This window comes from Halomonas sabkhae (assembly GCF_030409265.1).
Lineage (GTDB): Bacteria > Pseudomonadota > Gammaproteobacteria > Pseudomonadales > Halomonadaceae > Halomonas > Halomonas halmophila.
The window spans coordinates 71,543-98,453 of sequence record NZ_JAUFPM010000003.1 but is presented as its reverse complement, the minus strand read 5'-3'; the positions used below and the strand labels follow the sequence as shown (position 1 = coordinate 98,453).

The 26,911-nt window shown below is 66.5% G+C and carries 20 protein-coding genes; 6 read left to right on the top strand and 14 right to left on the bottom strand.

What is annotated here, in order from left to right:
* Window positions 1–47: 47 nt before the first annotated feature.
* Both QWY79_RS02170 and betT read left to right on the top strand, forming a co-directional pair.
* Window positions 48–680 (top strand): hypothetical protein, encoded by a 633-nt coding sequence (locus QWY79_RS02170; RefSeq protein WP_290269443.1) that lies wholly within the window; start codon window positions 48–50, stop codon window positions 678–680.
* 197 nt (window positions 681–877) lie between these two features.
* Entirely contained in the window at window positions 878–2,917 is a 2,040-nt protein-coding gene (gene betT / locus QWY79_RS02165; RefSeq protein ID WP_290269442.1) for a choline BCCT transporter BetT, read from the top strand.
* Window positions 2,918–3,019: 102 nt separating this feature from the next.
* Here betT and exaC read toward each other — a convergent pair whose 3' ends face one another.
* The 4 genes from exaC to ptsP all read right to left on the bottom strand — a co-directional run bounded on the left by exaC (window position 3,020) and on the right by ptsP (window position 10,270).
* Complete coding sequence (exaC, locus tag QWY79_RS02160; protein WP_290269441.1) at window positions 3,020–4,540, bottom strand: acetaldehyde dehydrogenase ExaC; 1,521 nt, start codon at window positions 4,538–4,540, stop codon at window positions 3,020–3,022.
* Between the two features lie 143 nt (window positions 4,541–4,683).
* A complete protein-coding gene (locus QWY79_RS02155) occupies window positions 4,684–6,423 on the bottom strand; it encodes a PTS fructose-like transporter subunit IIB (protein ID WP_290269440.1) in 1,740 nt (579 codons plus the stop codon).
* Window positions 6,420–7,397, bottom strand: a complete 978-nt coding sequence (gene pfkB, locus QWY79_RS02150) for a 1-phosphofructokinase (protein ID WP_290269677.1) — start codon at window positions 7,395–7,397, stop codon at window positions 6,420–6,422. The genes QWY79_RS02155 and pfkB overlap by 4 nt, the downstream gene beginning before the upstream one ends.
* Window positions 7,397–10,270, bottom strand: coding sequence for a phosphoenolpyruvate--protein phosphotransferase (gene ptsP, locus QWY79_RS02145; RefSeq protein ID WP_290269438.1), 2,874 nt, complete (start codon window positions 10,268–10,270; stop codon window positions 7,397–7,399). Before ptsP ends, pfkB begins: the two co-directional genes overlap by 1 nt.
* 189 nt (window positions 10,271–10,459) lie before the next feature.
* Here ptsP and cra point away from each other — a divergent pair, with 189 nt between their 5' ends.
* Entirely contained in the window at window positions 10,460–11,446 is a 987-nt protein-coding gene (cra, locus tag QWY79_RS02140; protein WP_290269436.1) for a catabolite repressor/activator, read from the top strand.
* Here the strand turns inward: cra and QWY79_RS02135 are convergent, their stop codons facing one another.
* The 8 genes from QWY79_RS02135 to QWY79_RS02100 form a co-directional block, all read right to left on the bottom strand.
* Window positions 11,447–13,615 (bottom strand): ATP-binding protein, encoded by a 2,169-nt coding sequence (locus QWY79_RS02135; RefSeq protein WP_290269435.1) that lies wholly within the window; start codon window positions 13,613–13,615, stop codon window positions 11,447–11,449. It abuts the gene before it with no gap.
* A gap of 18 nt (window positions 13,616–13,633) precedes the next feature.
* On the bottom strand, window positions 13,634–14,158 hold the full coding sequence (locus QWY79_RS02130) for a putative pterin-binding protein (RefSeq protein ID WP_290269432.1): 525 nt from the start codon (window positions 14,156–14,158) through the stop codon (window positions 13,634–13,636).
* 125 nt (window positions 14,159–14,283) lie between these two features.
* Window positions 14,284–14,712, bottom strand: coding sequence for a universal stress protein (locus tag QWY79_RS02125; protein WP_290269430.1), 429 nt, complete (start codon window positions 14,710–14,712; stop codon window positions 14,284–14,286).
* Between the two features lie 11 nt (window positions 14,713–14,723).
* Window positions 14,724–17,318: a TRAP transporter permease gene (locus tag QWY79_RS02120; protein ID WP_290269428.1), complete on the bottom strand. Its 2,595-nt coding sequence runs from the start codon at window positions 17,316–17,318 to the stop codon at window positions 14,724–14,726.
* Window positions 17,319–17,455: 137 nt separating this feature from the next.
* Window positions 17,456–18,436: a TAXI family TRAP transporter solute-binding subunit gene (locus QWY79_RS02115; protein ID WP_290269425.1), complete on the bottom strand. Its 981-nt coding sequence runs from the start codon at window positions 18,434–18,436 to the stop codon at window positions 17,456–17,458.
* 249 nt (window positions 18,437–18,685) lie between these two features.
* The gene (locus tag QWY79_RS02110) at window positions 18,686–19,981 is read right to left on the bottom strand and encodes a TRAP transporter large permease (RefSeq protein ID WP_290269675.1); all 1,296 of its coding nucleotides are present in this window, start codon (window positions 19,979–19,981) and stop codon (window positions 18,686–18,688) included.
* The gene (locus tag QWY79_RS02105; RefSeq protein WP_290269423.1) at window positions 19,971–20,447 is read right to left on the bottom strand and encodes a TRAP transporter small permease; all 477 of its coding nucleotides are present in this window, start codon (window positions 20,445–20,447) and stop codon (window positions 19,971–19,973) included. Before QWY79_RS02105 ends, QWY79_RS02110 begins: the two co-directional genes overlap by 11 nt.
* Window positions 20,448–20,513: 66 nt before the next feature.
* A complete protein-coding gene (locus tag QWY79_RS02100; RefSeq protein WP_290269421.1) occupies window positions 20,514–21,524 on the bottom strand; it encodes a DctP family TRAP transporter solute-binding subunit in 1,011 nt (336 codons plus the stop codon).
* 175 nt (window positions 21,525–21,699) lie between these two features.
* Between QWY79_RS02100 and QWY79_RS02095 the strand changes: the two genes are divergently transcribed.
* Window positions 21,700–22,563 carry a DMT family transporter gene (locus QWY79_RS02095; RefSeq protein ID WP_141317143.1) on the top strand — a complete coding sequence of 288 codons (864 nt, stop codon included), beginning with the start codon at window positions 21,700–21,702 and terminating at the stop codon, window positions 22,561–22,563.
* A 14-nt stretch (window positions 22,564–22,577) separates the two neighbouring features.
* Here the strand turns inward: QWY79_RS02095 and QWY79_RS02090 are convergent, their stop codons facing one another.
* Window positions 22,578–23,201, bottom strand: coding sequence for an L-threonylcarbamoyladenylate synthase (locus tag QWY79_RS02090; RefSeq protein ID WP_290269419.1), 624 nt, complete (start codon window positions 23,199–23,201; stop codon window positions 22,578–22,580).
* A 92-nt stretch (window positions 23,202–23,293) separates the two neighbouring features.
* Complete coding sequence (locus tag QWY79_RS02085; protein ID WP_290269416.1) at window positions 23,294–24,238, bottom strand: PHP domain-containing protein; 945 nt, start codon at window positions 24,236–24,238, stop codon at window positions 23,294–23,296.
* 80 nt (window positions 24,239–24,318) lie between these two features.
* On the opposite strand from QWY79_RS02085, the gene QWY79_RS02080 reads away from it, so the two are divergent.
* Window positions 24,319–24,618: a YciI family protein gene (locus QWY79_RS02080; RefSeq protein ID WP_290269413.1), complete on the top strand. Its 300-nt coding sequence runs from the start codon at window positions 24,319–24,321 to the stop codon at window positions 24,616–24,618.
* A gap of 174 nt (window positions 24,619–24,792) precedes the next feature.
* Entirely contained in the window at window positions 24,793–26,817 is a 2,025-nt protein-coding gene (gene mnmC / locus QWY79_RS02075) for a bifunctional tRNA (5-methylaminomethyl-2-thiouridine)(34)-methyltransferase MnmC2/FAD-dependent 5-carboxymethylaminomethyl-2-thiouridine(34) oxidoreductase MnmC1 (RefSeq protein ID WP_290269412.1), read from the top strand.
* Window positions 26,818–26,911: the final 94 nt, after the last annotated feature.

Here is a 26,911-nt window from a genome sequence, read left to right as displayed (position 1 = left end):
ATGAGTGGATACTGAACCTGTCACTCAAGGACACAAGGAACCTTTTCATGACAATGTCACTGACACGCAAGCTGCTGATGCCCGCCCTGCTGGCTTCACTCATCGCCCCCTTGTCACTGGCCGCCAGTGCCTCCCCCGACCAGCGTTCGGACCTCAAGCAGCAGCTCTTCGAACGGGCCGGCATCGATCAACAGACGCGTGACGAGCTCAAGGAAGCCCGCCAGGACTACCGTGACTCGATGATGGAACTGCGCACCGAGCACCGCGAAAAGGTCGAGGAGATCCTCGGCGAAGATGGCCAGGCCGCCCTCGAAAAGGCCAAGCAGGAAATGCGTGAAGAACAGCGTGCCGAGCAGAAGGCCGCGCGCGACAAGCGCATCCAGGCGCTCTTCGACAAGTGGGAACTGTCCGACGACACCCGTGACACCCTCGAGCAGCAGCGCGAGCAGTTCCGCTCCGAAGCCGAGGCCCTGAAGGCCAAGGAATTCGAGAGTACCGAGGCGCGTCGCGAGGCCTGGAAAGAGCTGATCACCACCCAGCGTGACGCCCTCTCCGAGCATCTCGACGAAGAGCAGATGAAGGCACTGGGCGACGCCATGCGTCCCCAGGGACGCGGCGGGCCGCAAGGCGGTGGCCATCCGCACGAGGGCGACAAGGACGAGGCCCACAACGACGCCTGACCCCGCCCTCCCTCACCCTTTCACTCTCTTCTGCGCCCGGCCCCGAGCCGGGCGTCTTGCGTTCAGCCCCCGCCAGTGCGGCACATCACCCTGCCCGCCGATGCCCCTGCCCGCGGCTTGCAGTCTGCGCATGATGTGTTATTTTATTTGAACATTCATTCAAAAAAGAATTACCCAAGCCAAAGAGGATGTTCTGAATGTCGACCAACCTAGCGGGTCCGGACCAGCATGGCCGGATCAATCGAACCGTCTTTCATGGCAGCGTGATCGGGATCCTGATCTTCCTGGTGCTGACCATGACGTTCACCGAGGAGGCCGGCGCCTTTTTCGACGCCGGCCTGGCCTGGGTGAGCGATACCTTCGGCTGGTATTACATGCTGGCCGCCGTGGCCTATCTGGTCTTCGTGATCGTGATCGGCTGCTCGCGTGTCGGCCGCATTCGTCTGGGGCCGGACCATGCCCGACCGGAATTTTCGCTGGTTTCCTGGGCCTCGATGCTGTTCGCGGCCGGTATCGGCATCGACCTGCTGTTCTTCTGTGTCGCCGAGCCGCTCTCGCACTACATGACACCGCCCGACCTGGCGCCGGAAAGCGCCGCGGCCATGCGCGCCGCCGTGCCTCAGACCTTCCTCCACTGGGGGCTTACCGGCTGGGGCATGTACGTGCTGATGGGCATGGCACTGGCGTATTTCAGCTACCGCCATCGCCTGCCGCTGGCCATCCGCAGCGCGCTCTATCCGCTGCTCGGCAAGCGCATTCATGGCCCCATCGGCAACACCGTCGATATCACCGCGGTCATCTCGACGGTCTTCGGTATCGCCACCAGCCTCGGCATCGGCGTGATGCAGCTCAACTACGGGCTGACCTTCATGTTCGGCATCCCCGAAAGCCTGGCCACCCAGGTGGTGCTGATCGTGATGGTGGTGATACTCGCTACCATCTCGGTGGTCACGGGCGTGGAGAAAGGCATCCGGCGTCTCTCCGAGTTCAACATGGGCCTGGCCCTGCTGCTTCTGCTGTTCGTGCTCTTTCAGGGCGATACCCTGCACCTGCTGGATGCGCTGGTCCTCAACGCCGGTGACTACCTCAGCGGCTTCGTCGGCATGAGCTTCGATACCTATGCCTTCGCCGGCGAGGATGCACAGCAGTGGCGTGGCTGGTGGACCATCTTCTTCTGGGGCTGGTGGATCGCCTGGACGCCCTTCGTCGGCCTCTTCCTGGCGCGCATCTCGCGGGGCCGGACCATCCGTGAATTCGTGACCGGTGCCCTGCTGATTCCGCTCGGTTTCATGATGGCCTGGATGTCGATCTTCGGTAACAGCGGCATCGAGATGGTCGCCAACCATGGCCTGACCGAACTCGGCCAGGAGGCACTGAACTCGCCGCAGACGACGATCTATACCTTCCTCGAGCAGTATCCCTACATCGGGGTAACGGCTTCGGTGGTCACCCTGCTGGGCATCGTCTTCTTCGTCACATCCGCCGACTCCGGCGCCCTGGTGCTGGCCAACTTCACCTCGATCCTGGCCGACGTGAACCACGACGCACCGATCCGTCTGCGCATCTTCTGGTCCGTGGCCATCGGTCTGGTCACCGTGGCCTTGTTGATGGCCGGCGGCCTGTCGGCCCTGCAGAGCGCCGTGGTGATCACCGCCGTCCCCTTCTCGCTGGTGATATTCGCCATCATGGCGGGCATGACGCGCGCCCTGAAACTCGAGAGCACCAAGTCCGATGCCCGCCACTATGTCAGTGCCGGCTCGCCCGGCGGGGACTGGCGGGAACGTCTGGACCGGGCCCTGGACACCTCCAACCGTGCCGGTGCTGCCGCGACCATCGAGCACGCCATCCGCCCGGCCATGCAGCAGTTCGCCGCGGAGCTCGAGTCGCGTGGCCAGCAGGCCAGTGTCGAGGAAACCCGGCTCGATGACGAGCCACTGCCCAGCCTGACCCTGCAGGTGGACTTCGACAACGCCTCCAGCTTCGTCTACCAGGTGCGCGCTCGGCGACTGCGCACGCCCAGCTTCCTGCCGGTGGATGACGACTACTATGTGCGTCTCGACGTCTACCTGGCCGAAGGCGGCGCCGACAAGGACGTCAACGGCTACACCCGTGGCCAGGTCATCGGCGACCTCCTGGCCGAGTACGAGCGCCATATCCACTTCCTGGTGCTGGCCGGCGAGGTCCAGGCCATGCCGGGCTCCGTGGGCGAGCCGCCCGAGGCCGCTTCACAGACCTGACGGGCGCTTTGCGCCTGCCTGAAACGCGAAGCGGCGGCCCTCGGGCCGCCGCTTTCGTGTGTGTCCCTCCTTCCGGGACATGGCATCGCCCGGGCGTGGCGCTCAGAAGAAGCCCATGGGATTGCTGTCATAGCTGACCAGCAGGTTCTTGGTCTGCTGGTAGTGCTCGAGGGCCATCTTGTGGGTTTCGCGGCCGACGCCGGACTTCTTGTAGCCACCAAAAGCCGCATGGGCGGGATACTGGTGATAGCAATTGGTCCACACGCGCCCGGCCTGGATGCCGCGCCCCATGCGGAAGGCCACGTTCATGTCGCGACTCCAGACGCCGGCGCCGAGTCCGAACTCGGTGTCATTGGCAATGGCCAGTGCCTCGGCCTCGTCCTTGAAGGTCGTGACCCCGACCACCGGGCCGAAGATCTCTTCCTGGAAGACACGCATGCTGTTGTCGCCCTTGAGCAGGGTCGGCTGGATGTAATAGCCCTTGTCATAGGCGGGATCGAAGCTCTCCTTGCCACCGCCGGTCAGGAACTCGGCACCTTCCTCGCGGGCCACGTCCATGTACGACATGATCTTGTCGTACTGTTCCTGACTGGCCTGGGCCCCCACCTGCACCTCGGTATCCAGCGGATTGCCACGCTTGATCGACCGGGTGCGTTCGATGACGCGGGCCATGAAGTCCTCGTACATGGACGCCTGGATCAGCGCACGACTCGGGCAGGTGCAGACCTCGCCCTGGTTGAGGAAGGCCAGCACCAGGCCCTCGACCGCCTTGTCGATGAACTCGGGTTCGGCATTCATGATGTCGGCGAAATAGATATTCGGCGACTTGCCGCCCAGTTCCACGGTCGACGGAATAATGTTGGCCGCCGCGCACTTGAGGATGTGCGAGCCCACCGGTGTCGAACCGGTGAAGGCGATCTTGGCGATGCGCGAGCTGGTCGCCAGCGCCTCCCCTGCCTCGGCCCCGTAGCCGTTGACGATGTTGAGCACGCCGGCCGGCAGCAGGTCGCCGATCACCTCCATCAGCTTGAGAATCGAGGCCGGCGTCTGCTCCGCCGGCTTGAGCACCACGCAGTTGCCCGCGGCCAGCGCCGGGGCAAGCTTCCAGGTCGCCATCAGCAGCGGGAAGTTCCAGGGAATGATCTGGCCGACCACGCCCAGGGGTTCATGAAAGTGATAGGCCACGGTATTGGCATCGATATCGGCGGCCGTGCCTTCCTGGGCACGGATGCAACCGGCGAAGTAGCGGAAGTGATCAATGGCCAGCGGCAGGTCGGCATTCAGCGTCTCGCGGACCGCCTTGCCGTTGTCCCAGCACTCGGCGACCGCAAGGGCTTCCAGGTTGTCCTCGATGCGCTGGGCGATCTTCAGCAGCAGGTTGCTGCGCTCGGCCGCCGAGGTCTGACCCCAGGCCGGGGCCGCGGCATGGGCGGCATCCAGCGCCTTGTCGATGTCGGCTCCGCTGGAGCGCGGTATCTCGCAGAACACCTCGCCATTGACCGGACTGACATTATCGAAGTACTGCCCCTTGACCGGCGGCACGAACTCACCGCCGATGTAGTTGCCGTAGCGCGCCGCGAAGTCGACCAGCGCCTCGGGGGTACCGGGATTGGCGTAGATCATGACATGGCTCCTGACATTGATGGGGATATGCCCCCTCAGTGTTGGCCATTGCGCGTGACAGGAATATACGCCTTTGGCAGGACACCCCCGTCGCGCCTGGCGCGACGGGGGTGCGGCGGGAGTACCTCATCCGGCCCGGTGATTCAGCCCTCCACGGCCACCGGGTTCTCGCCACGCTTGAGCATGGCATAGCCCAGCCCCGTGACCAGGGAACCGGCGACGATGGCCAGCAGGTAGAGCACGACCGGCGTGATGGCATTGGGGATCAACAGCACGAAGATGCCGCCATGCGGCGCCATCAGCTCGGCGCCGAACAGCATCGCCAGGGCGCCGGTCAGCGCCCCACCGACCATGCTGGCCGGAATCACGCGCAACGGATCCTTGGCGGCAAAGGGGATGGCGCCTTCACTGATGAAGCACAGCCCCAGCACGAAGGAGGCCTTGCCCGCCTCGCGCTCCGGCTGGGAAAACTTGCTCGCCGCCGCCATGCTGGCGATGCCCATGCCAATGGCCGGCACCATGCCGGCGGCCATGATGGCGGCCATGGGCGCATAGCTTTCCGAGGCCAGCAGGCCCACGCCGAAGGTGTAGGCCGCCTTGTTGACCGGCCCGCCCATGTCGAAACACATCATGGCGCCCAGCAGGGTCCCCAGCAGCACGGCATTGGCCGAGCCCATGTTCTCCAGGAAGGCCGTCAGGGCGGCGAGAATGCCGGCCACCGGCTCGCCGACCACATAGATCATCACCAGACCGGTGACCAGGCTGGCCAGCAGCGGAATGATCAGGATCGGCTTGAGCGATTCGACGCTCGCCGGCAGCTTGATGTAGCGGGTGATCGCCCAGGCGGTGTAGCCGGCCAGGAAGCCGGCCAGGATACCGCCGATGAAGCCGGCGCCGATGCTCGACGCCAGCATGCCGCCTATCATGCCGGGCGCGATGCCCGGCCGGTCGGCGACGGAATAGGCGATGTAACCGGCCAGCACCGGGATCATCAGCGCGAAGGCAGTATCCCCGCCGATCTGCATCAGGGCCGCGGGCAGGGTGCCCTCTTCCTTGAAGGCCTCGATACCGAAGACGAAGGACAGGGCAATCAGCAGGCCACCGGCGACCACCATGGGCAGCATGAAGGACACCCCGGTCAGCAGGTGCTTGTAGACGCCCTTCTCCTTGAAGCTCTGCCCGCTCTGGCTGCTGTTGCCCGACCCGGCCCCTGCGCTCTCCACCCGGGCCTCCGCCAGGGCCGCCTCGATGGTCGGCTGCGGCTTCTTCAGGGCATTGCCGGTGGAGGTACGGTAGGTCCGCTTGCCGGCGAAACGGGCCGGGTCCACCTCGATATCACAGGCCAGGATCACCACATCGGCGGCGGCGATTTCCGCATCGGTCAATGCATCCTGGGCGCCGACCGAGCCCTGGGTCTCGACGCGCATCCGATGGCCCAGGTTGCGCCCGGCCTCGGCCAGCGCTTCGGCGGCCATGAAGGTATGCGCCACGCCGGTGGGACAGGCCGTCACGGCCACGATGTTCTGAGCCTGGGAGGCGCTTGCCGGACTCGAGCGGGCCGCCGTCTCCGGCTGGTAGGCCCGGGCCTCGCGTTCGGCGCGCGCCAGAAAGGCATCGGGGTCCGGCAGGGCCGTCTCGATGGGCGCCTGGAAGACGGGCTTGCCGCTGAAGCGCTCGCCCTCGGGCACATGCTCGGCGGCCACCACGATCAGGTCGGCCGCCGCCAGGGTCGCCGCATCCACGGGCGTGGCGGCTTGTGCCACGCCATGGGCCTCGACGCTGACCTGCCAATGACGGCGGTCAGCGGCCCCCTGCAGGCGACGCGCCGCCAGATAGGAGGTGGCCATGCCGCTCGGGCAGGCGGTGATCAGAATCACATTCATGCAAAAGCTCCCCCTGCGTCGCCACCCTCTGCCAGGCGGCATACGCGAGTCTGTCGTTGGAGTTGGGAAAGATCGGCGGCGTCCAGGCGTCCGACGCCGGGGTGTCGCACGGCCTCGGCGGACAAGGCGGTGGCCAGCCGCAGGGCCTCTTCGGGTGGCACGTCCTCGAGCACGCCGTGCAGCAAGGCCGCGACCAGGGTGTCGCCGGCACAGACGGTATTGACCACCGGTACCTCGGGCGGTATCGCCTGCCAGGCACCACGCCGGCTGAACCACAGCACGCCCTCGGCCCCGGCGGACATCACGGCCTCCTCGACACCGGCCTGCTGCAGGTGGCGAACCGCCCCGGCATGGTCCGCAGCGGCAAGCTGCCGACGTCCCAGCCAGGCGGCCAGTTCATGTTCGTTGGGCTTGACGGCCGTGGCCTCCGCGTCGATGGCGGCGGCCAGCGCCGGACCACTGGTGTCCACCCAGACCGGCAGTCCGGCGTCGCGTCCCCGGCTCACCAGCTCGGCCAGCATGGCCGGCGTGACCCCGGGTGGCAGGCTGCCGGCGATGACCATGGCCCGGGGCCCGGCAGAACGCTCGCCCAGCGTCTCGGCCAGGCCGTCGCTCAGGGCCCGCCAGGCCGCGTCGTCGATGGTCATGCCCGGGCCGTTGATGTCGGTGACACGACCATCATCCTCGGCCAGTTTGACGTTGATGCGCGTCTCCCCGGGCAGGCGTCGGCAGGCATCGACGATACCCTGGCTCGCGAAGGCCTGAGCAAAGGCCTCGTCGTTGTCGGCACCGAGGAACCCCGACAGGGTCACGCGGTGGCCCAGCGCCGCCAGCACGCTGGCCACGTTCAAGCCCTTGCCGGCGGCGCTCAACTGGGTGTGGTGGGTGCGGTTGACCCGGCCCGGGGTGAGCTGTTCGAGCGTCACCGACAGGTCGAGTGCCGGATTGAGACTGACCACCAGAATCGACGCCATCATGCCTGCTCCAGGGCGTCACGCACCTCGGCCGCCGTGGCCCGGCTCAACGCCCGCCGCGCCTGATCCCGGGCAGTGTCCATGCTGATGTCGCGCAGCCGGGCCTTGACCATGGGCACCTGACGCGCACTGACCGACAGCTCGTCGACGCCCAGTCCCACCAGCACCGGCACGGCGGTGGCATCCGAGGCCAGTTCGCCGCACACCCCGACCCACTTGCCCTGAGCATGGGCGGCCTCGACGGTCATCTCGATGAGCCGCAGCACGGCAGGATGCAGGCCATCGGCCTGGGCCGAGAGCTCGGGATGGCCACGGTCGATGGCCAGCGCATACTGGGTCAGATCATTGGTGCCCACCGAGAAGAAATCCGCTTCCACGGCCAGGCTGGAGGCCAGCAGAGCACTCGAGGGCACCTCGATCATCACGCCCAGTTGTACATCGGTGGCCCGCGCGTCCGGTGCAATGTCCGAAAGCAGGCGGTCGAGCATGGCACGCGCCGTGCGCAGCTCGGCGACATCCTTGACCATGGGCAGCATGATGCGCAGTGGCCTGCCGACGGCCGCTCTCAGCAGAGCCTCGAGCTGGGTCGCCAGTACCTCGGGGCGTGTCAGGGCCAGGCGAATGCCACGCAAGCCGAGGAAGGGGTTGTCTTCCTGGGGCACGGGCCAGTACGGCAGCGGCTTGTCACCGCCCACGTCCAGGGTCCGCGCCACCAGGGGCCGCCCGTCCAGGGCATCCAGGGCCTCACGGTACTCGGTGATCTGAGTGTCCAGGTCCGGTGCCTGGGCGTGGGCCATGAACAGGAACTCGGTACGCAGCAGGCCGACGCCCTCGGCGCCGCGCGACACGGCATCGGCCGCATGGGCGGTGTTGCCCAGGTTGGCGGCCACCTCGACGCGCTGGCCATCGCGGGTCTGGGCGGGCTCGAAACGGGCCTCCCAGGCGTCACGTTCGCGGCGTTCGCGGTCCGCCAGCTGCTGCTCGGCGCGTTCGCGGCGCGCGGCGCTGGGGGCCGGCACGATGCGACCACTCTCGCCATCGAGAATCAGCGGCGTGTCATTGGCCAGCGCCATGATCCGATCTCCGGCACCGACCACCGCCGGAATTCCCAGTGCCCGGGCCAGGATGGCACTGTGCGCCGTGGCACCGCCACGCGCCGTCAGCAGGCCGCGCACGCGCTGGGTATCGAGGCGCGCCACATCCGAGGGGCCCACGTCTTCCATGACCAGGATGTAGGGATGGGCCGGCGGCTCGGGCAGTTCCACATCACACAGCCGCCCCAGGACACGCCGGCCGACATCGCGCAGGTCGGCCGCGCGCTCCGCCAGCAGGCGATCGGCGAGCCTTTCCTGGGCGCATGCCGCGGTATCGATGGCTTCCCACCAGGCGGCCTCGGCGGAGTAGCCCTCCTGAATGCCTTCACGGGCGGCCTGCAGCAGCTCCGGGTCATCGAGCATCTCCTCGTGCATGGACAGCACCTCGGCGACCTCACCACCCGGTGCGCTGCGGGTCAGGGTCGCCAGCTGCGCCGCGCCCTCGGCGACCGCGGCTTCGAGCCGCCGGGTCTCGGCGGCCGCATCCTCGGCCAGCCGGGCATAGTCGAAACGCGGCAGGCGCATGACGAAGACCGGCGCAATGGCCAGCCCCGGCGAGGCGGCCACCGCCTGATGGGCGGTGTCGTCCGGCAAGGGTGAGGGCGCCGGTGACGCCTCCGCCGGCGTGGCCGCCGGCATGTCCTCATGGCTGTCATCGAAGGCTTCCACGGCTTCACCGAGACCATCATTGACGGCATCCGCCACGGCGGCCAGGGCGCTGTCGGCTTCCTCGCCAGCGGCGGACAGCACCAGCCACTGGCCACGCCGTGCGCCCAGGCCGATCACCTTGGTCAGGCTGGTCGCCGACACCGACTCGACGCCGCCTTCCGCCAGGCGTACGCCAATCGGCAACGCCTGCTCGCGGGCCACCTGCACCAGCTGCTTGGCCGGACGGGCATGCAGACCATGAGCATTCAGCACGCGCACCTGACGGGTCCGCGTCGCCCCGCCCTCGCCGGCCAGAAGCGCCAGCAGGGTCGCGGCATCGCCACGCCTGAGGGTCTCCAGCTCGCCGTGTTCGAGCAGCATCGCGACCTGATCGAGCAGGCCGAGGTGGCTGTCGCCACTGGCCGCCAGACAGAAGACGCCGTTGACGCTCTCGCCGCGCGCCTCCAACTCGTCCGCCGGCGTGACCAGGGACAGGGCCGGCGTCACCACGTCACGCTTCGAGATGGCCAGCCAGATCCCCTGCCCCAGCCATTGCAGCCGGGCGCTCGCCAGCTCGGCAATGAAGCCATCGCCCACACAGCCGGCCTGACGCAACCGGGCGGCCCCGGCCATGGCCAGCTCCCCGAGATCACGGGCGGGCATGCCCAGGCACAGGGTCTCGGCATCCAGCCGCGCCCTGAGCGGTGCACGCGACAGCAGGCCCACGACTTCTTCTGTGTCCGAGGCCCCGGCCAGACGCTGGGCGACATCGTCGCGGTCCAGCACATGGGTCAGCTGGCGAAGGATGTCCAGGTGTTCGTCGTTCCGGGCGGCAATGGTGACCAGCACATGCACTTTCTGACCATCGTGCCACTCGACGCCCTCGGGAAACTGCAGCACGCGCACCCCGGTGTTGAGGACATGGGCGCGGCTTTCCGGCGTGCCATGGGGAATGGCAATGGCATTGCCCAGATAGGTCGAGGACTGGGTCTCGCGGGACAGCAGCCCTTCACGGTAGTCCGGGGTGGTGAGGCCGGCATCCACCAGGCAGGCGGCGGCCTGGTCCAGGGCCGCGCGCCAGTCATCGGCGCGGCAATCGAGCTGGATATCACTCTCGCGTAGCGTCAGCATGCATGTCTCCTGTGCGGTGGTGACGCGAACGGGATGGCCTGTTTGCTGAATCGTGTCACCTTGTAGGTGCAATGCTGAATCGATTCATGCTACAAGGCAAGCTCGAATCTCTACGACTTTGGCAGGAGTTCGCATGCTCCGGCGACCTGGGGTACCCTCATCGCCGCCCGCCACTCAACGGAAGGACTCATGACACTCGCTGAAATTGCCCGGCTGGCCGGCGTGTCACGCACGACCGCCAGCTACGTCATCAACGGCAAGGCCGCCCAGCGCCGCATCAGCCAGGCGACGGTCGATCGGGTCATGGCCGTGGTGAGTCAGCATCACTACCGGGTCGACGCCCAGGCCGCCGCGCTGCGCCGCGGCTCCAGCCAGCTGCTGGGGCTGATCGTCCCGGATCTGGAGAATGCCAGCTATGCACGGCTGGCCAAGCTGCTCGAGCAGAAGGCCCGTCAGCGGGGGTACCACCTCTTGATCGCGGGCTCGGAAGACGACCCGGCGGGTGAGCAGGAAGTCGCCATGGCGCTGCGTGCCCAGGGCTGTGCGGCCCTGATCACCGCCAGTTGCCTGCCCATGGAGGCCGCCTTCTATCGTGAGCTGATGCAGGGCGGCTTGCCGGTCGTCGGCATGGACCGGGGACTGGACCCGCAGCACTTCGTCAGTGTCGTCAGCAATGACCGGGATGCCGCGGCGCATCTCACCCGCGCGGTACTGCCGTCGCCGGACCGGCGGATTGCCTGGTTCGATGCAGTACCGGCGCTGTCGATCAGCCGCGAACGGCGTGCCGGCTTTCAGCAGGCCCTGGCGTCACGCAGCGTGGCAGCCGAGCTGTACAGTGGCGAACGCTATGACCGGGCCACCGGCGCAGGCCTGATGCGCGACCTGCTCGATGGCGAAGGCCTGCCGGACGCGCTGGTCACCGCGTCCTATACCCTGCTCGAAGGGGTCCTCGATACCCTGCTCGAGCGTGGCGGCCTGCCCGACCGGCTGCGCCTGGCCACCTTCGGCGACGATCGCCTGCTGGATTTCCTGCCACTGGCCGTGGACTCGGCGGTGCAGAATCACGTGCAGATCGCCGAGGCCACCCTGGCCCGTGTGGAAGCCGCCATCCACGGCGACTATTCGCCCGGCCAGCAGGTCATCGCGCGCACCCTGCGCCGACGCTCCCGCGAATGATTACCCCCAGCGGGCCTCGAGTGCCTGAATGCTCGACTCGAGGAGGCTTTCCAGGTGTTGCAGCTCGTGCTGCTGCGCGTCGAGCCGCTGCTCCTTGCCGGCCAGCTCCAGGCGCATGGCCGCGCCGGCGACCTTGACGGCGCCCAGGCTGGCCGATTCCCCCTTGAGCTGATGCGCCTGGTGGATGGCGTCACTGTCGTCCCCACCCGCCATGGCCTCGCGCAGCGCCGTTAGCTGAAGCCCGGCCTGATGACGATAATGCGCGAGGAGCTCCTGCAGCTCGCCCCGCCCGAGGCTCTGTTCCAGGGCCTCGATGACGGCCTCATCCAGCAGTTGCTCGGGACCGACCGTCACCTCACGCGCCCGGATTTCCCCCTGGGCGTGCAGCAGATGACGCCGCAATACCGCCTGCAGGTCGTCCTGGAACATCGGCTTGACCAGATAGCCGTTCATGCCGGCCGCCAGGCAACGTGCCTGATCGCCGCCATAGCCGCCGGCCGTCATGGCCACGATGGGCACCTCGGCGGCCCAGCCATTACTGGCGCGCAGGCGGCGCGTGACCTCCAGGCCGTCCATGTCGGGCATCTGCACATCCATGAACACCAGGTCGAACACTTGCGTCTTGATGCGCTCCAGCGCCTCCGCCCCGGAGCTGACCAGGCTGACCCGGCATCCCAGGCGCTCGAGCATGGCCATTGCCACCTGACGATTCACCGGATTGTCCTCGACGACCAGCAGACGAGTGCCCTGCAGGGCACTGTTATCGTCGTCCGCGGTACCCAGGGCCGCGTCCTCGACTTCCTCGACACCCGCCACGAGCGGCAGGCGAACCCAGCAACGACTGCCCAGCCCCTCCTGGCTGTGCATGCCGATGCGTCCTCCCAGGGCCTCGACCAGGCGTTTGCAGATGGCCAGTCCCAGTCCGGTTCCACCGAAGCGCCGGGCGGTCGAGGGGTCGCCCTGATGAAAGGGCTCGAACAGCTGTGCCTGACGCTCGGGTTCGATGCCGCAGCCGCTGTCGACCACCTCGATGGCCAGCTCGTCTCCCTCGGCGACGAAGGCCGACACCCGGACTTCGCCCTGGTCGGTGAACTTGATGGCATTCGACAGCAGGTTGAGCAGTATCTGACGCAAACGCCCCGGATCACTGACCACATGGGACGGCAGCTCGGGATCGATCCAGGTTGTCAGCTGGATTCCACGCGCCTCGGCATGGGGTGCGAACAGCGAGGTGGCGCCGCTCAACAGCTCGTCGAGCGGCAGCGATCGCGCTTCCAGGTCGAGGCGGCCGGCCTCGATCTTGGAGAAGTCGAGGATGTCGTTGATCAGCTCCAGCAGGCGCTGGGCACTGTCATGAATGGTGTCGGCATAGTGCCTGGCGTCACTCGGCAGGTCATGCTCGGTCAGCAGCTCGCTCATGCCGATGACGCCGTTGAGGGGCGTGCGGATCTCGTGACTGACCGTGGCCAGGAACTCCGACTTGGCCTGGCTGGCCGACTGGGCCTGGTGAGCCGTGATCTCGAGCTCGTCGCTCAACTCCTCGAGGGTGCGGCGCGCCCGCGCATTGTCCCGCGACTCGCGGAACAGGAAGGCCACCACCATCATCGCCGCCACGCTCATGGCCAGAATCAGCACCAGCAGCAGGCCGTACAACCACTTCAGGCGCTCGCGCTCCTGGGTCGTCGACTCCGCCAGGTGTGAATTGATCGACACCACCAGGCGTTCCGTGGGCTCACTCATGGCCGCCAGCTCGCGCTCCATGCGATCCCTGACGGTGTCATTCATGACATCGGCCTGGCCGAGAATGTCATCGATGGTGCGGATATGCGCCTGGATATCCTGGGCCAGGCTCGCGGCCGGCGGGACCGAGTCGAGAAGCTCGGCAATGTCGCCGCTTTCCAGCAGGTTGAGGCGGCTGTAGAGCAGCTCGAAGCGCAGGCGCACGCCTTCCAGACTCTCGGCACCGGGCCGGTCCGACAGCAGGAAATTGCGCAGCTGCACCACATCCCGATCGAGCTTGTAGGCATGCCAGGTCATGTCCTCGCCGACCCGCCACAACTGACTGTCCTGACGCCAGACCACCAGGCCGACTACCAGCAGGGCCCCCACGAAGAGCAACAGGGCGGAAATCGCCCCGAGCTTGAGGCGCAGAGGGTAATGTTGCAGCACCAGGCTCTCCAGAGCGAATCAGTAGACGAAGATACGATCCACCTGCCACACCGAGCGGAAGCGGATCACTTCGGTATGCAGTTCGGGGTGTTCATCGAAGGGATACATCACGAGCAGGGGACCGAAATCGCGGATCGGCACCCTGTCGCCATTGAAGCGCATGGCCAGGATGACATCGTAGCGCTGAAAGTCCGTCACCGGAATCTTCGCCTCGAAGCCGTTCAGGGCGCCAACCCGAACCTGCTCGGCCTCGGCACCGACGGCATCCAGCAGGGCCGTGAACAGCGGTCCCTCGAAACGGCCCGTTTCCTCATGCCAGGGGGTATCGGTCACGATAGTGCGCGAAGCGAGACGATTCAGCATGGCACGGTCGAAACGTGCCTCGTCTCCCGCATTGGCATGGGCGATATCACCACTGATGGTCAGGATCACCTCTCCGCTCGGTTCGGGCAGCGGCTCGAGAGCGGCCACGGCCCTGAAGGGAGCCAGAGCGACGACCAGGAGAATGACGACGGGCATCACTCGCAATGATCTGAGGGGCATGTCGTACTCCTCGCAAACCGGTCGTGGTCGGGATACTACGCGATATAGCGTCCTCGTGCAGCCTCCATCCCGAAAGCCGCACCCCGAAGCCATGACTCCGGGATACGGCCACGACCCGCGAGGTCTCAGCGCACGACCATCACCGATACCTTGCTGTGGTGCACCACATGCTCGGCATTGGGCCCCAGCACATAGTCGACGAACTTGCGCTTGGTATGCGAGGCCATAACGATCAGGTCGGCTTCCACTTGCTCGGACGCCTTGATGATCGCCTCCCAGGGCGAACCCTCGACAATCACGCTCTGCACCTGGACATCTTCGGGCACATTGTCGCGAATGAAGTTGCGCTGGGCTTCACCGACCGCTTCGCGCGCCTTGCCGGCATAGTCGGGGGGAAAGTAGCCCCCGACCAGCGGCATCTGCACATCGGGCAACACCGTCACCACGTGCAGGGAGGCCCCGAAACTGCGACACAGGGTCAGGGCGGTCGGCAACGCCTTGGACCACGAGGCCTCCTCGTTGAGGTCGACCGGGAACAGGATCTTGCTGTACATCGTGTACCTCCTCAGGCCGTTGCCGGCGCGACATCGCGATCACGACGCCGGCGCTGCAGCATCACCACCAGAGCGAACACCCCGAAGGCGGGTATCCACATCCACTCCTTGGACCAACCATCCACCGGTGCCAGGACCTCGATGATTTCCTGATCGAAGTCGAAGCCGAGCTCGGATGCCTGGCTGCCATAGGTCACCATGTCGACCACGGCACTCTCGCCTTCCATGCGCAGCTCCATGCCCAGGTTGGTCAGGCGCTCTTCCCCGGTTTCTCCATCCGGGACCGGCATGGTCATGTAGGTAGTCATCGGATCCCCGTAGGCATCCTCGCCCTGGATCTGCAGGCGCAGCGTGCTGTCGCCATCCACATTGCCCAACGCCTCGACGAACTGTGTCGGCGAAATCGAGCGATAGGGATCATGCACCATGTCCATCCAGAAACCGGGACGGAACAGGGTGAAAGCCACCAGCAGCAGCAGGACCGACTCATACCAGCGGTTGCGCGTGATCATGAAGCCCTGGGTCGCCGCCGCGAAGATCAACATCGCCAGCGTCGCCACCACGAAGATCAGCACCCCCTGCATAAGCGAGACATCGATCAGCAGCAGGTCGGTATTGAAGATGAACAGGAACGGCAGAGCGGCGGTACGCAGGCTGTAGTAGAACGCCTGGAAGCCAGTGCGGATCGGATCCCCGCCCGACACCGCCGCCGCGGCGAATGACGCCAGCCCCACCGGTGGTGTCACATCGGCCATGATGCCGAAGTAGAACACGAACAGGTGGACGGCAATCAGCGGCACCAGCAGGCCGTTCTGCTCGCCCAGGTGCACGATGACCGGGGCCAGCAGGGCCGATACCACGATGTAGTTGGCCGTGGTCGGCAGCCCCATGCCGAGGATTAGGCTGAGCACCGCGGTGAACAGCAGGATCAGCAGCAGATTGCCCATGGAAATGGTCTCGACCACGTCGGCCAGTACCAGCCCCACGCCGGTCTGCGACACGGCGCCGACGATGATGCCGGCGGTCGCCGTGGCGATGCCGATGCCGATCATGTTGCGCGCACCGGTCACCAGGCCATCCCAGAGGTCGAGGAAGCCTTCGCGGACGTCGGCCGCGAAATCGCTGCGCTGCCGGAAGATGGCCGTGATGGGACGTTGCGTGAGCATGATGAACATCATCAGCACGGTCGCCCAGAACGCCGACAGCCCGGGCGACAGACGCTCGACCATCAGGCACCAGATCAGCAGGACGACCGGCAGAATGTACTGCAGCCCGACCAGCACCGTGGGGCGCGTCTGCGGCAGGGTAAAGATGGGCTCGTTGGGATCGTCGACTTCCAGTTCGGGATACCCGGAAGCCAGCTTGAGCAGGGCCACATAGATCGCCACCAGGGCGACGGCCACGAGCCAGGGGGTCGCCGGCCCGAGTACCGGCTTCAACCAGCCCAGTCCGTAATACACCGCCAGTGCCGTGATCATCATCAGCAACAGGCCACCCAGGAAGCCGACCACCTTGCGCACCAGCGGCTTGGCCGGGTTACTGCTTTCCAGGCCCTGCATGTTGGCCTTGAGGGCCTCGAGGTGGACGATATAAATCAGCGCGATATAGGAGATCAACGCCGGCAGGAAGGCATGCTTGATGACCTCGACATAGGAGATCCCGACATACTCGACCATCAGGAAGGCCGCCGCGCCCATGACGGGCGGCATGATCTGACCGTTCACCGAGGAGGAAACCTCGACGGCGCCCGCCTTTTCGGACGAGAAGCCGACCCGCTTCATCATCGGGATGGTGAAGGTGCCGGTGGTCACGGTATTGGCGATCGAGGAGCCGGAGATCAGGCCGGTCATGCCGGAAGCGACGACGGCCGCCTTGGCCGGCCCGCCCTTGTAGTGGCCGAGCATGGAAAAGGCCACCTTGATGAAGTAGTTGCCGGCCCCGGCCTTGTCCAGCAGGGCGCCGAACAGCACGAAGAGGAAGACGAAACTGGTCGAGACCCCCAGGGCAATACCGAACACCCCCTGGGTGGTCAGCCACTGGTGATTGATCAGGCCCGCCAGGCTGACGCCACCATGCGCCAGGATGCCCGGCATCCAGGGCCCGGCCAGCGAATAGAAGATAAAGATGCTGGCGATGATCATCAGCGGCGGCCCGAGCGCTCGGCGCGTTGCCTCGAGCAGCAGCAGGATACCCACCACCCCGACGATCACGTCCTGCAGGATGGGCGCGCCCGGTCGCTGCGCCAGCTGTTCATAGAAGACGAACATGTAAGCCCCGGCACAGGCCGCCAGGGCGGCCAGGATCCAGTCTTGGATGGGAATCCGGTCACGGGGCGAACGCTTTAGCGCCGGATAGGCCATGTACGCCAGGAAGAGCGCAAAGGCCAGGTGAATGGAGCGCGATTCCGTGGCGTTGAAGACCCCGAAGCCCATCATGAAGGGCAACGGTGACGAGATCCACAATTGAAAGAGCGACCATACCGCGGCAATGCTCACCAGCAGCTTGCCCGGCATTCCCGCCGGTTTACGGGCACCCGAGTCGGTCGAGGCCACCATGTCCTCGAGGTCGACTTCGGTTTCCGGCCCCCTCTTCTTATCTTCCGTCATATGTGAGCCCTGCTCTGTATCGGTTGACACGATTCGTGCGTCGCCGGCGACCGACCGGCACCGCAAACGCAAAGCGCGGCCCCTCGGCAAGGGGCCGCGCATCCTTCTACAAGGTACGAGCTGTCACTGAATACGACTTACTCGATCCAGCCCTGCTCGCGATAGTAGCGTGCGGCTCCTTCATGCAGCGGGGCCGACAGGCCTTCCGAGACCATGGACTCGGGCTCGAGGTTGGCGAAGGCCGGGTGCAGCTTCTTGAAGCGATCGAAGTTGTCGAACACAGCCTTGACGGTCTGATAAACGACATCCGCATCGGTCTCGGTGGTGGACACGAAGGTCGCCGCGACACCGAAGGTCTCGACGTCATCCGGATTGCCCTTGTAGAGACCACCCGGGATGGTGGACATGGAGTAATACGGATACTCTTCGACCAGTCCCTGGATGGCTTCATCGTTCAACGGCACCAGGTTGGCATCGACCGTGGTGGTGGCTTCCTGGATGGCGCCGTTGGGGTGACCCACGACATAGGCCATGGCATCGATGTTGTTGTCGGCCAGGGCGGAGGCCATCTCGGCGGCATCGAGCTGCGAGGCCAGGGAGAAGGTGTCCTCGGTCCAGCCCTTGGCATCCATCACCACTTCCATGGTGTTGCGCTGGCCGGAGCCCGGGTTGCCGATGTTGACGCGCTTGCCGGCCAGGTCGTCGAGGTTCTCGATGTTGGCATCGGAACGCGCCAGGATGGTCAGCGGCTCACCATGCACACGGAAGACCGCGCGCAGTTCTTCGTAGGCATCGTCCTCGAAATTGCCGGTACCGTTATAGGCCTGGTACTGAACGTCGGACTGGGCAACGCCCATGTTCAGCTCACCGCTGCGGATGCCGTTGATGTTGGCCACGGAACCACCGGTGGAGGGCGCGTTACACTTGATGTTGGCGTCTTCCAGGCGATTCACCAGACGACAGACGGACTGACCGACCACATAGTAGACGCCGGTCTGACCACCGGTGCCGATGGTGATGAACTGCTCTTCTTCCTGGGCCATGACGGGAGACGCGAACATCGCGGCTCCGAGCAGGGCACCCGAGAAGGCGGCGGCAGAGAAAGCATGGCGTTTCATGAACACACCTCATTGTGACGTTATGGTCGAAGCGCTTGACCGACAGGCTGAAGTTGCCGGTCACCGGCGGCATAACCGCCCTTTTCCAGTTTACCGAAAATACAGCAACTTCATGCAGTAACGGAACTACCGAGACAGTCTAGCTGGCTGCAGCGTTTAGCGTTCGTTAATTTTTATGTCCATGGTCCACGCTACCCCACCGCATCGCTCGTAGCTCGTAGCTCGTAGCTCGTAGCTCGTAGCTAGCGACTAGACGTTATACCCCAGCACCCTGGGCAACCACAGCGCGATCTCGGGAAAAACCGCCACCATCGCCAGGGCACCGGCCATGGCAACCACGAAGATCATCGCCCAGCCCAGGGTCTGCTCCAAACGCACCCTGGCCACTTCGGTGGTGACCATCAGGTTGACCGCTACCGGTGGCGTGAACTGCCCGATGGCAATGTTCATGGCCAGCAGGATGCCGAACCACACCGGGTTCCACTCGAAATGCTGCATGACGGGGATCAGGATCGGCATCATGATCAGATAGATCGAGATGGCATCCAGCAGCATGCCGGCCACCAGAACCGCCAGCATGATCATCACCAGCAGCAGCGTGCCATTGTCGGAAAGACCGATCACCCATTCGGCCAGGTGCCGGAAGGTACCCAGCATGGTGCCGGCCCAGGCAAAGATGCCGGCCAGGGCGATGATCAGCATGACCACGCCGGAAATCACCGCCGCCTCGCCGAACAGCTCCCAGAGGTCCCTCCAGCGCAGCTCGCGGGTCAGCCAGAGCCCGACCACCGTCCCGTAGGCCACTGCCACCACGGCGGCCTCGGTGGGCGTGAAGAGTCCGCTGCGCAGGCCGCCCAGAATGAGTACCGGGGCAAACAGGGCCGGAATGGCCTGACGGAAGCTCTCGCCGAGCGGCTCTCGCTCGGCCTCCTCCGGCGCCTCCCAGCCATGTCGGCGCGACAGCCACCAGGCCGGCACCAGCAGCGCCATCCCCGCCAGCACTCCCGGGAACAGCCCGGCGGCAAACAGCGCCCGCAGATCGACGCCGGGGACCACGATGGAATACAGGATCAAGGCCACCGAGGGTGGAATCAGGATCGCCGTGGAGGCCGAGGCGGCGATCAGCGTCGCCGAGAAGGGTCGCGGATAGCCGGCCCGCGTCATGCTCGGCAGCATCACCATGGCCACCGCGGCGGCATCCGCCGGGCCCGAGCCGCTCATGCCGCCCATGATCATGCAGACCAGCACTGCGACCAGCGCCAGCCCGCCGTGACGCGGGCCGATCAGCGCCCGGGCGAAGCGCACCAGGCGCGCGGCGACACCCGCGCGTTCGAAGATCAATCCGGTGAGAATGAACAGCGGAATCGCGATCAGCGGGTACTTGGCGACGCTGTTGTAGGTGTTGGTGCCCAGGGTGGCGAGCATGTCCGGCGACAGGCCGGCGATGATGCCCACCGCCCCGGCCAGCCCCAGTGAAAAGGCGACCGGGACACCGGCGACCAACAGAACGGCGAAGGCCAGCAGCATCCACAGATCAGGACTCATCATCGAGCCCCCCGCGCAGTCGATCGCGGATCTGCTGGCACTGACGCCACAGCATCATCACGGCGAGCAGCGGCAACCAGACCAGATACCACCATTGCGGCAGCCCGAGGCCCGGCGAAAGGGTCTGCCACTGATATTCCTGCCAGGCGAGCCTGGCCCCGAACCAGGCCACCAGGCCCAGCACGACCAGACCACACAGGCCCTGAAAGAGGATCAGCCCCTGACGCAGCCTGCCGGGCAGATAGCGCTCCAGCAGACTGATACGGATGTGGCGGTTGCGCCGCAGCGCCACCGAGGCGCCGGCAAAGGTCAGCAGCACCAGCAGGAAGACCGAGAATTCCTCGGTGAAGGCAAAGGAGGCATCGGTGATGTAGCGCACGACCACATTGGCCAGGCTGATCAAGGCAATGATGACGATCGCCAGGGTCGCCAGTACGCGCTCGATGCTTGCATCGGGATCTTTCATGACAGGTTGTCCTGGCGTGAGTCAGATCACGCCCGACGCACTCGCCGGGCGCATGCCGGTGTCACATCAGGGCGCGGCGATGTCGTTGCGCGCGGCCTCGACGATGTCTTCGCCGATGCGCGGCACCCACTTGTCATGCACGCTCTCGGTCGCCTCGACAAAGGCTTCATGCTGCGACTCGTCGAGCTCGGTCACGGTCACGCCGCGTTCGCGGATCGCCTCCAGCCGGTCGGCCTCTTCCTCGCGTGTCTTGGCGATTTCCCAGGCACCGGCCTCGACGGCTGTCTCGCGCAGCATCTGCTGCTGTGATTCGCTGAGCGAGCCCCATACCTGACGGTTGGCGGCGAACACCAGTGGGTCGTTCATGTAGTTCCACAGCGTCAGGTGCGTCTGGCCTACCTGATCGATGCGCGCCACGTCGAAGACCGACAAGGGGTTCTCCTGGCCGTCCACGGCACCGGTGGTCAGGGCCGGCTTGGCATCCGCCCAGCTCATCTGGGTCGGATTGGCGCCCAGCGCCGAGAAGGTATCCTGGAACAACGGCGAGCCCACCACGCGAATCTTCAGGCCCTCGAGATCCGCGGGCTCATCGATGGCGCCGCTCGAGTTGGACACTTGCCGGAAGCCGTTCTCGCCCCAGGCCAGCGGGATCACCCCCTTGTCCTCGATGGCCGAGAAGATCATCTCGCCGGCCTTGCCGCCGGTCACCGCATCAACGGCCTGGGTATCGGGCAACAGGAAGGGCAGCGAGAAGAGGTTGAGGGCCGGTACCTGAGGCGACCAGTTGATGGTCGAACCCACGGCCAGGTCGATCAACCCGGAGCGCATGGCGGAAAATTCCTGGGTCTGGTCGCCGCTGACCAGCTGTGCATTGGGGTAGACCCGCAATGTCAGTTCACCGTCGGAACGCTCCTCGACAAGATCCGCCCATTTTTCGGCGGCCTGGCCCCAGGGAAAGGCATCGGAGAGTACCGTGGAAACGGATAGCTCGCGCGCCTGGACGCTCAGGGCGGAAGTCAGAAGAGCAGCACCGGCCAGGCCGGCGGCGAATCGGGCGAGAGGGCGAGTCATGGGCATGGCGTGTCCTTGATGTCCGCAGGGCGGTTATTGGTTTTCGTGGTGTCATCCTTGTTCAATATGCATGGAAGGCAGGTCCTTCCACAAGGCCTGATCGGGAAGCAGTGGCAGGTCGCGACGGGCTCGACCTCTGATATGCTGGCCTCCATACCGCAACCGTAGACAAGGACCTCTCGTGCCGCTTCGCGACCTGGCCATCGGCCTGGGTGTCATCCTCATCTGGGCACTCAATATCATCGTCATCAAGGTCGGCGTGACCGACCTGCCGCCCCTGCTGCTGACCACCCTGCGCTTTGCCCTGGTGGCACTCCTGCTGGTGCCCTTTCACCCTGTCGCGCGTCACCAGCTGCCCTTTCTGGCGGTGCTCTCGCTGACCTTCGGCACCCTGCACTTCGCGCTGCTGTTCATCGGCCTCAGCCAGGCCGAGGCCGGCACCGGCGCCCTGCTGGTGCAGATGGGGACGCCGTTCGCCACCCTGCTGGCCGTCATCGTGCTCAAGGAAAAACTGGGGATCCGGCGCCTGGTCGGGTTGATCCTGTCCTTTGCGGGGATCGTGGTCCTCGCCGGCGGACCGACACTCCCGGCCGCACTGCCCACCGCCCTGCTGCTGACCAGCGCCCTGGGCTGGGCCGTCTCGCAACTGCTGATCAAGCGCGGGCCCAACATCTCGCCCATGGCCCTGGCCGGCTGGGTGGCGCTGTTCGCCACGCCCCAGGTGGCCCTGGGGTCCTGGTGGTTCGAGCAGGGACAGCTGACGGCCCTGGGAGCGGCCGGCTGGACCGGCTGGGGCGCCGTGCTGTACACCGCCGTCATGTCATCGATCGTGGCCTATGGCGCCTGGTATGGCCTGCTGCGGCGTCATCCGGTCAACCGGGTGGTTCCCCTGACGCTGCTGGTGCCGGTGCTGGCGGTGGGACTGGGCGTGGTGATGCTGGGCGACTCCCTGGGGCCTCACAAGCTGCTCGGCGGGGCCCTGGTGGTCGCCGGCATCGGCCTGATCGTGCTGCGTTTCACGGGCAGGCGGCGCACGGCCGCCTGAGTCGTCGCGGCCTGTCACTCAGCGAAGGCCGAGGTGTCACCGCGCCCTTCGCGGACGATGTGCGGCGGTATCTCGCGCATGTCGATGACGCTGGTGGGCTCCAGGTGGCAGGCACCGCCATCGATGACCAGATCCAGATGGGCCCCGAACCGCTCGCGGATAGCCTCGGCATCGGTCATCGGCAGGTCCTCGCCCACCGGGATCAGGGTCACGCTCATCAGCGGCTCCCCCAGCTCCGCCAGCAGGGCGCGCGGGATGGGGTGATCCGGCACCCGGACCCCGATGGAGCGGCGCTTGGGGTGCAACAGCAGCCGGGGCACCTCGGTGGTGGCCGTCAGGATGAAAGTATAGGCGCCCGGCGTATGTGCCTTGAGCAGGCGAAAGACGGCATTGTCCACCTTGGCGTAGGTGCCGATCTCGGACAGGTCCGAGCACACCAGGGTGAAGTTGTGCTTGTCGTCCAGCGAACGCAGCCACTTGATGCGCTCGATGGCCTTCTTGTCACCGAGATGACAGCCCAGGGCGTAACCCGAATCGGTGGGATAGGCGACCACGCCCCCCTCGCGAATGATGCGGACCGCCTGTGCAATCAGGCGCTTCTGGGGCGTTTCCGGATGCATCTGAAAGAACTGGCTCATGAGCACTTCCTTTTCGTCGGGACTGTTCATCGGCGCGGCGCTGGCGGTGAACGGGGCATCGCCAGACGACCTGCCGGCCTGCCCATGGCGCGTCACGCCACGGGGGCAACGTCACCCATCGCCGCTTGCAGGCGCGGGTGCGTCCATACCGGTGCCACGGCACTGCGCGGCACCGTCGTCATGCTGCCCGGTGCCAGATGGCCACCGGGGAAGTGGAAGTCACTGCCCAGCGAGGCATGGAGTCCCCGCTCGGCCAACTGTCGCGCCAGATCACGGGTGACATCGGGGTTCTGGAACCCGCTGACCAGCTCGGCTGCCTGCCCGCCTGCCGCCTGGAAATCCTCGAGCAACTGGCCACGCTTGCGGCGCGTCAGGCCGTAGCGCAGGGGGTGCGCCAGGGCCGCCACGCCGCCGGTCTCGAGCAGCCAGGCCACCACGCTGGCCAGCGTCGGCCAGTGCGCCTTGATGTCACCGGCCTTGCCGCTACCCAGGTGACGTCGAAAGGCCGTGGCCATGTCCGGCACCAGCCCGGCGCTCACCAGGGCGCGCGCGAAGTCGGGACGCCCCAGGGGGCGGTCACTGCCCGCCTGCTCGCGAGCGCGTTCGAGGGCCTGCACGAGGCCGACCCTTTCGAGACGCTCGGCAATCTGCTCGGCACGGCGCCGGCGGGCCTCGGCCTGAGCCGTCAAGCCAGCCGCCAGCGCGTCGCTGACGCCGGACGGCAGCAGGCCCACCACATGGATGTTGATGCCGCGCCACTGACAGGACAGCTCGGTCCCCGGGAGCACCCGGATGCCCTCCTGCCGCCCGGCCGCCACCGCCCGCTCGACGCCGGCCACGCTGTCATGATCGGTCAACGCGACGTGCGTCAGTCCGCGGGACGCGCACAGCTCCATGAGCGCCTCGGGCGACAGGGCACCATCGGACGCCGTGGAGTGCATGTGGAGATCTATCGGCAGCGCTTGCCCATCGAAACGCTCGGGAAGTGCATTCATTGGCATGACGCTGGCAGGAGTCTTTGTCAGAATATCCGCCATGGTGCTCGCCGCTCCTGCGGGGGTCAATGGCGAGCCCGTGATCACGCGGCACGAGTCCGCTCAACCGAGGATGTTCCGAGATGCTCTACGCCATCATCAGTGAGGATGTGAACAACAGCCTGGAGCGGCGTCTGGCCGCCCGTCCCGACCACCTGGCCAGGCTCGAGGCACTGCGCGACGAGGGTCGCCTGGTGCTGGCCGGCCCGCATCCCGCCATCGACAGCGAGGCCCCGGGCGACGCCGGTTTCACCGGCAGCCTGGTGGTCGCCGAGTTCGAGGACCTGGAAAGCGCCCGGGCCTGGGCCGATGCCGATCCCTTCGTGATTGCCGGCGTCTACGCCAATGTGACCGTCAAGCCCTTCAAGCGCACCCTCCCCTGACGCCACATGAACGGGCCATGCCGGCTGGGCGACGCCATGCAGTTATCCACCGGCAGTTTCCCACAGCTGTTGTGGACAAGATTGTTGAAACGCCGCGGATGCATCGCCAGGAGCCGGTCGGCATGCCGCCATGCCGATACCGGTCAACATTTAACCAACCCCGGGTGAGCCACCTTGCCTCCAGCTCATGACGCCCTGCCGCCTCTCGCCGGCCTGACGCCGGCCCATCTCGACTGGCCGCGCGCAGCCGACGGCACGGCGTCGCCGCACTCCCGCGAGTTCGAGGATGTGTATTTCTCGCGCCACGACGGCCGTGCCGAGACCCGGCATGTCTTCATCGAGGCCAACCGGCTGCCACAGCGCTTGCGGGAATGGCACGAGGCCCGCCCCTTCGTGGTCGGCGAGACCGGCTTCGGCACCGGGCTCAACATGCTCTGCGCCTGGGCCTGCTTCGATGAACATGCGCCCCCCGAGGCCCGCCTGCACCTGATCTCCACGGAGCTCTACCCACTGGCACACGAGGATCTGTCGCGGGCGCTGAGCGCCTGGCCCGACCTCGCCGAACGCGCCGCCATCCTGCTGGCCCAGTGGCCGCAACCGGTCCGCGGGGTGCACCGTCTGTGGCTCGACACCCGGGTCACCCTGGACCTGCACTTCGGCGACACCACCGAGCGTCTCCAACGCCTCGACGGCCGGGTCGACGCCTGGTTCCTGGATGGCTTCGCCCCGGCACGCAACCCGGCGATGTGGCAGCCGGCACTGTTCGAGGCCATGGCCGCCCGTTCACGCCCCGGCGCGACGCTGGCGACCTTCACCTGCGCCGGTGTCGTCAAGCGCGGGCTGGCCGCCGCCGGCTTTCGCTGGCGCAAGGTGCCAGGCTTCGGCCACAAGCGCGAAATGCTGGCCGGCGAGCTCGACCATCCACCGGCCGACCAGCGTCGTCGCCACACGCCCTGGTTCACGCCCCCGGCCCCGCTGCCGAGACGCCATGTGGCGGTCATCGGCAGCGGAATCGCCGGCGCCAGTGTGGCCGCCTGCCTGGCCAGACGCGGCGTGCGGGTCACGCTGATCGACCGTGAGGGCCCCGGAGCCGGTGCGTCCGGCAATGCTCAGGGCGTGCTCTACATCAAGCTCGCCGCCGAGACCAACGACCAGAGCCGCTGCTATCTCGCCGGCCTGCTGCACAGCCGGCGCTGGCTGGAGGCCATCGACCCGGGCCGAACACTCTGGCAGCCGGGCGGTGTCCTGCAGCTCGCCACGCATGCCCGCGAGCAGCGCCGTCAGGCCCGCTTCGTGGACAATCACCCGCTGCCCGAGGGTGTGGCCCACGCCGTCGACGCGGCGGGCGCCAGCCGGCTCGCCGGCCTGCCCCTCGAGCACGGCGGCCTGGCGTATCCATGTGGAGGCTGGGTGCGCCCGGATGCCCTGTGCCGGCATCTCGCTGCCAGCCCGGGCGTCACCTCGCTGTGTGCCGAGGTCCGCTCGCTCCACGCTACCGCGTCGGGATGGCGGCTAACTCTGAGCGGCGACGGTGACCCCGATCACCTGGAGGCCGACCAGGTGGTCATCGCCACGGCGAGCCAGGCCCAGTGCTTTGCGCAGACCGCCGAGATCCCGCTACAGCCGGTGCGCGGCCAGGTATCGACGCTGAAGCTGCCCGAGGGCGCGCCTGCGCCGCAGCGTGCCGTCTGTGCCGGCGGCTATGTGACGCCTCCGCTGAACGGCGAACTGACCTTCGGCGCCACCTTCCAGCCGAAGCAGCGCGATCGAGGCGTCACCGCCGCGGATCATCAGGCCAATCTCGAGGAGCTGGCCCGGACCCTGCCCGGCTATCCCGAGCAGCTCGCGGCCCATGGAGCTGGCCTCGAGGCCTCCGCCCTCACGGGGCGCGCCGCCATTCGCGCCGCCAGCCCGGACAAGACGCCCTATGCCGGCCCCGTCCCCGATGCGGCAGGCTGGCGGGAGGATTATGCGCTGCTGGCCAAGGACGCCACGCGCGTGCCCGACGCCCCGGGCCGCCATCATGCCGGCCTGTGGCTCAGCGCCGCCCACGGATCGCGCGGACTGGCCAGCGCACCACTGTGTGCCGAAGTCATCGCCTCGCGTATCTGTGATGAGCCCATGCCGCTGGAAGCGCCACTGATCGACCACCTGCACCCGGGCCGGCGATTGATCCGCGATCTGATACAGGGCAAATGACGAGTTTCGAGCTGCGAGCTGCGAGTTGCGAGTTGCGAGTTGCGAGTTGCGAGTTGCGAGTTGCGAGTTGCGAGTTGCGAGTTGCGAGCAGCAT

Bases quoted from the DNA above. Each gene is read 5' to 3' on its own strand.
- QWY79_RS02170 (WP_290269443.1), top strand. From the start codon at position 48: ATGACAATGTCACTGACACGCAAGCTGCTGATGCCCGCCCTGCTGGCT.
- betT (WP_290269442.1), top strand. From the start codon at position 878: ATGTCGACCAACCTAGCGGGTCCGGACCAGCATGGCCGGATCAATCGA.
- exaC (WP_290269441.1), bottom strand. From the start codon at position 4,540: ATGATCTACGCCAATCCCGGTACCCCCGAGGCGCTGGTCGACTTCGCG.
- QWY79_RS02155 (WP_290269440.1), bottom strand. From the start codon at position 6,423: ATGAATGTGATTCTGATCACCGCCTGCCCGAGCGGCATGGCCACCTCC.
- pfkB (WP_290269677.1), bottom strand. From the start codon at position 7,397: ATGGCGTCGATTCTGGTGGTCAGTCTCAATCCGGCACTCGACCTGTCG.
- ptsP (WP_290269438.1), bottom strand. From the start codon at position 10,270: ATGCTGACGCTACGCGAGAGTGATATCCAGCTCGATTGCCGCGCCGAT.
- cra (WP_290269436.1), top strand. From the start codon at position 10,460: ATGACACTCGCTGAAATTGCCCGGCTGGCCGGCGTGTCACGCACGACC.
- QWY79_RS02130 (WP_290269432.1), bottom strand. From the start codon at position 14,158: ATGCCCCTCAGATCATTGCGAGTGATGCCCGTCGTCATTCTCCTGGTC.
- QWY79_RS02125 (WP_290269430.1), bottom strand. From the start codon at position 14,712: ATGTACAGCAAGATCCTGTTCCCGGTCGACCTCAACGAGGAGGCCTCG.
- QWY79_RS02120 (WP_290269428.1), bottom strand. From the start codon at position 17,318: ATGACGGAAGATAAGAAGAGGGGGCCGGAAACCGAAGTCGACCTCGAG.
- QWY79_RS02115 (WP_290269425.1), bottom strand. From the start codon at position 18,436: ATGAAACGCCATGCTTTCTCTGCCGCCGCCTTCTCGGGTGCCCTGCTC.
- QWY79_RS02110 (WP_290269675.1), bottom strand. From the start codon at position 19,981: ATGAGTCCTGATCTGTGGATGCTGCTGGCCTTCGCCGTTCTGTTGGTC.
- QWY79_RS02105 (WP_290269423.1), bottom strand. From the start codon at position 20,447: ATGAAAGATCCCGATGCAAGCATCGAGCGCGTACTGGCGACCCTGGCG.
- QWY79_RS02100 (WP_290269421.1), bottom strand. From the start codon at position 21,524: ATGCCCATGACTCGCCCTCTCGCCCGATTCGCCGCCGGCCTGGCCGGT.
- QWY79_RS02090 (WP_290269419.1), bottom strand. From the start codon at position 23,201: ATGAGCCAGTTCTTTCAGATGCATCCGGAAACGCCCCAGAAGCGCCTG.
- QWY79_RS02085 (WP_290269416.1), bottom strand. From the start codon at position 24,238: ATGGCGGATATTCTGACAAAGACTCCTGCCAGCGTCATGCCAATGAAT.
- QWY79_RS02080 (WP_290269413.1), top strand. From the start codon at position 24,319: ATGCTCTACGCCATCATCAGTGAGGATGTGAACAACAGCCTGGAGCGG.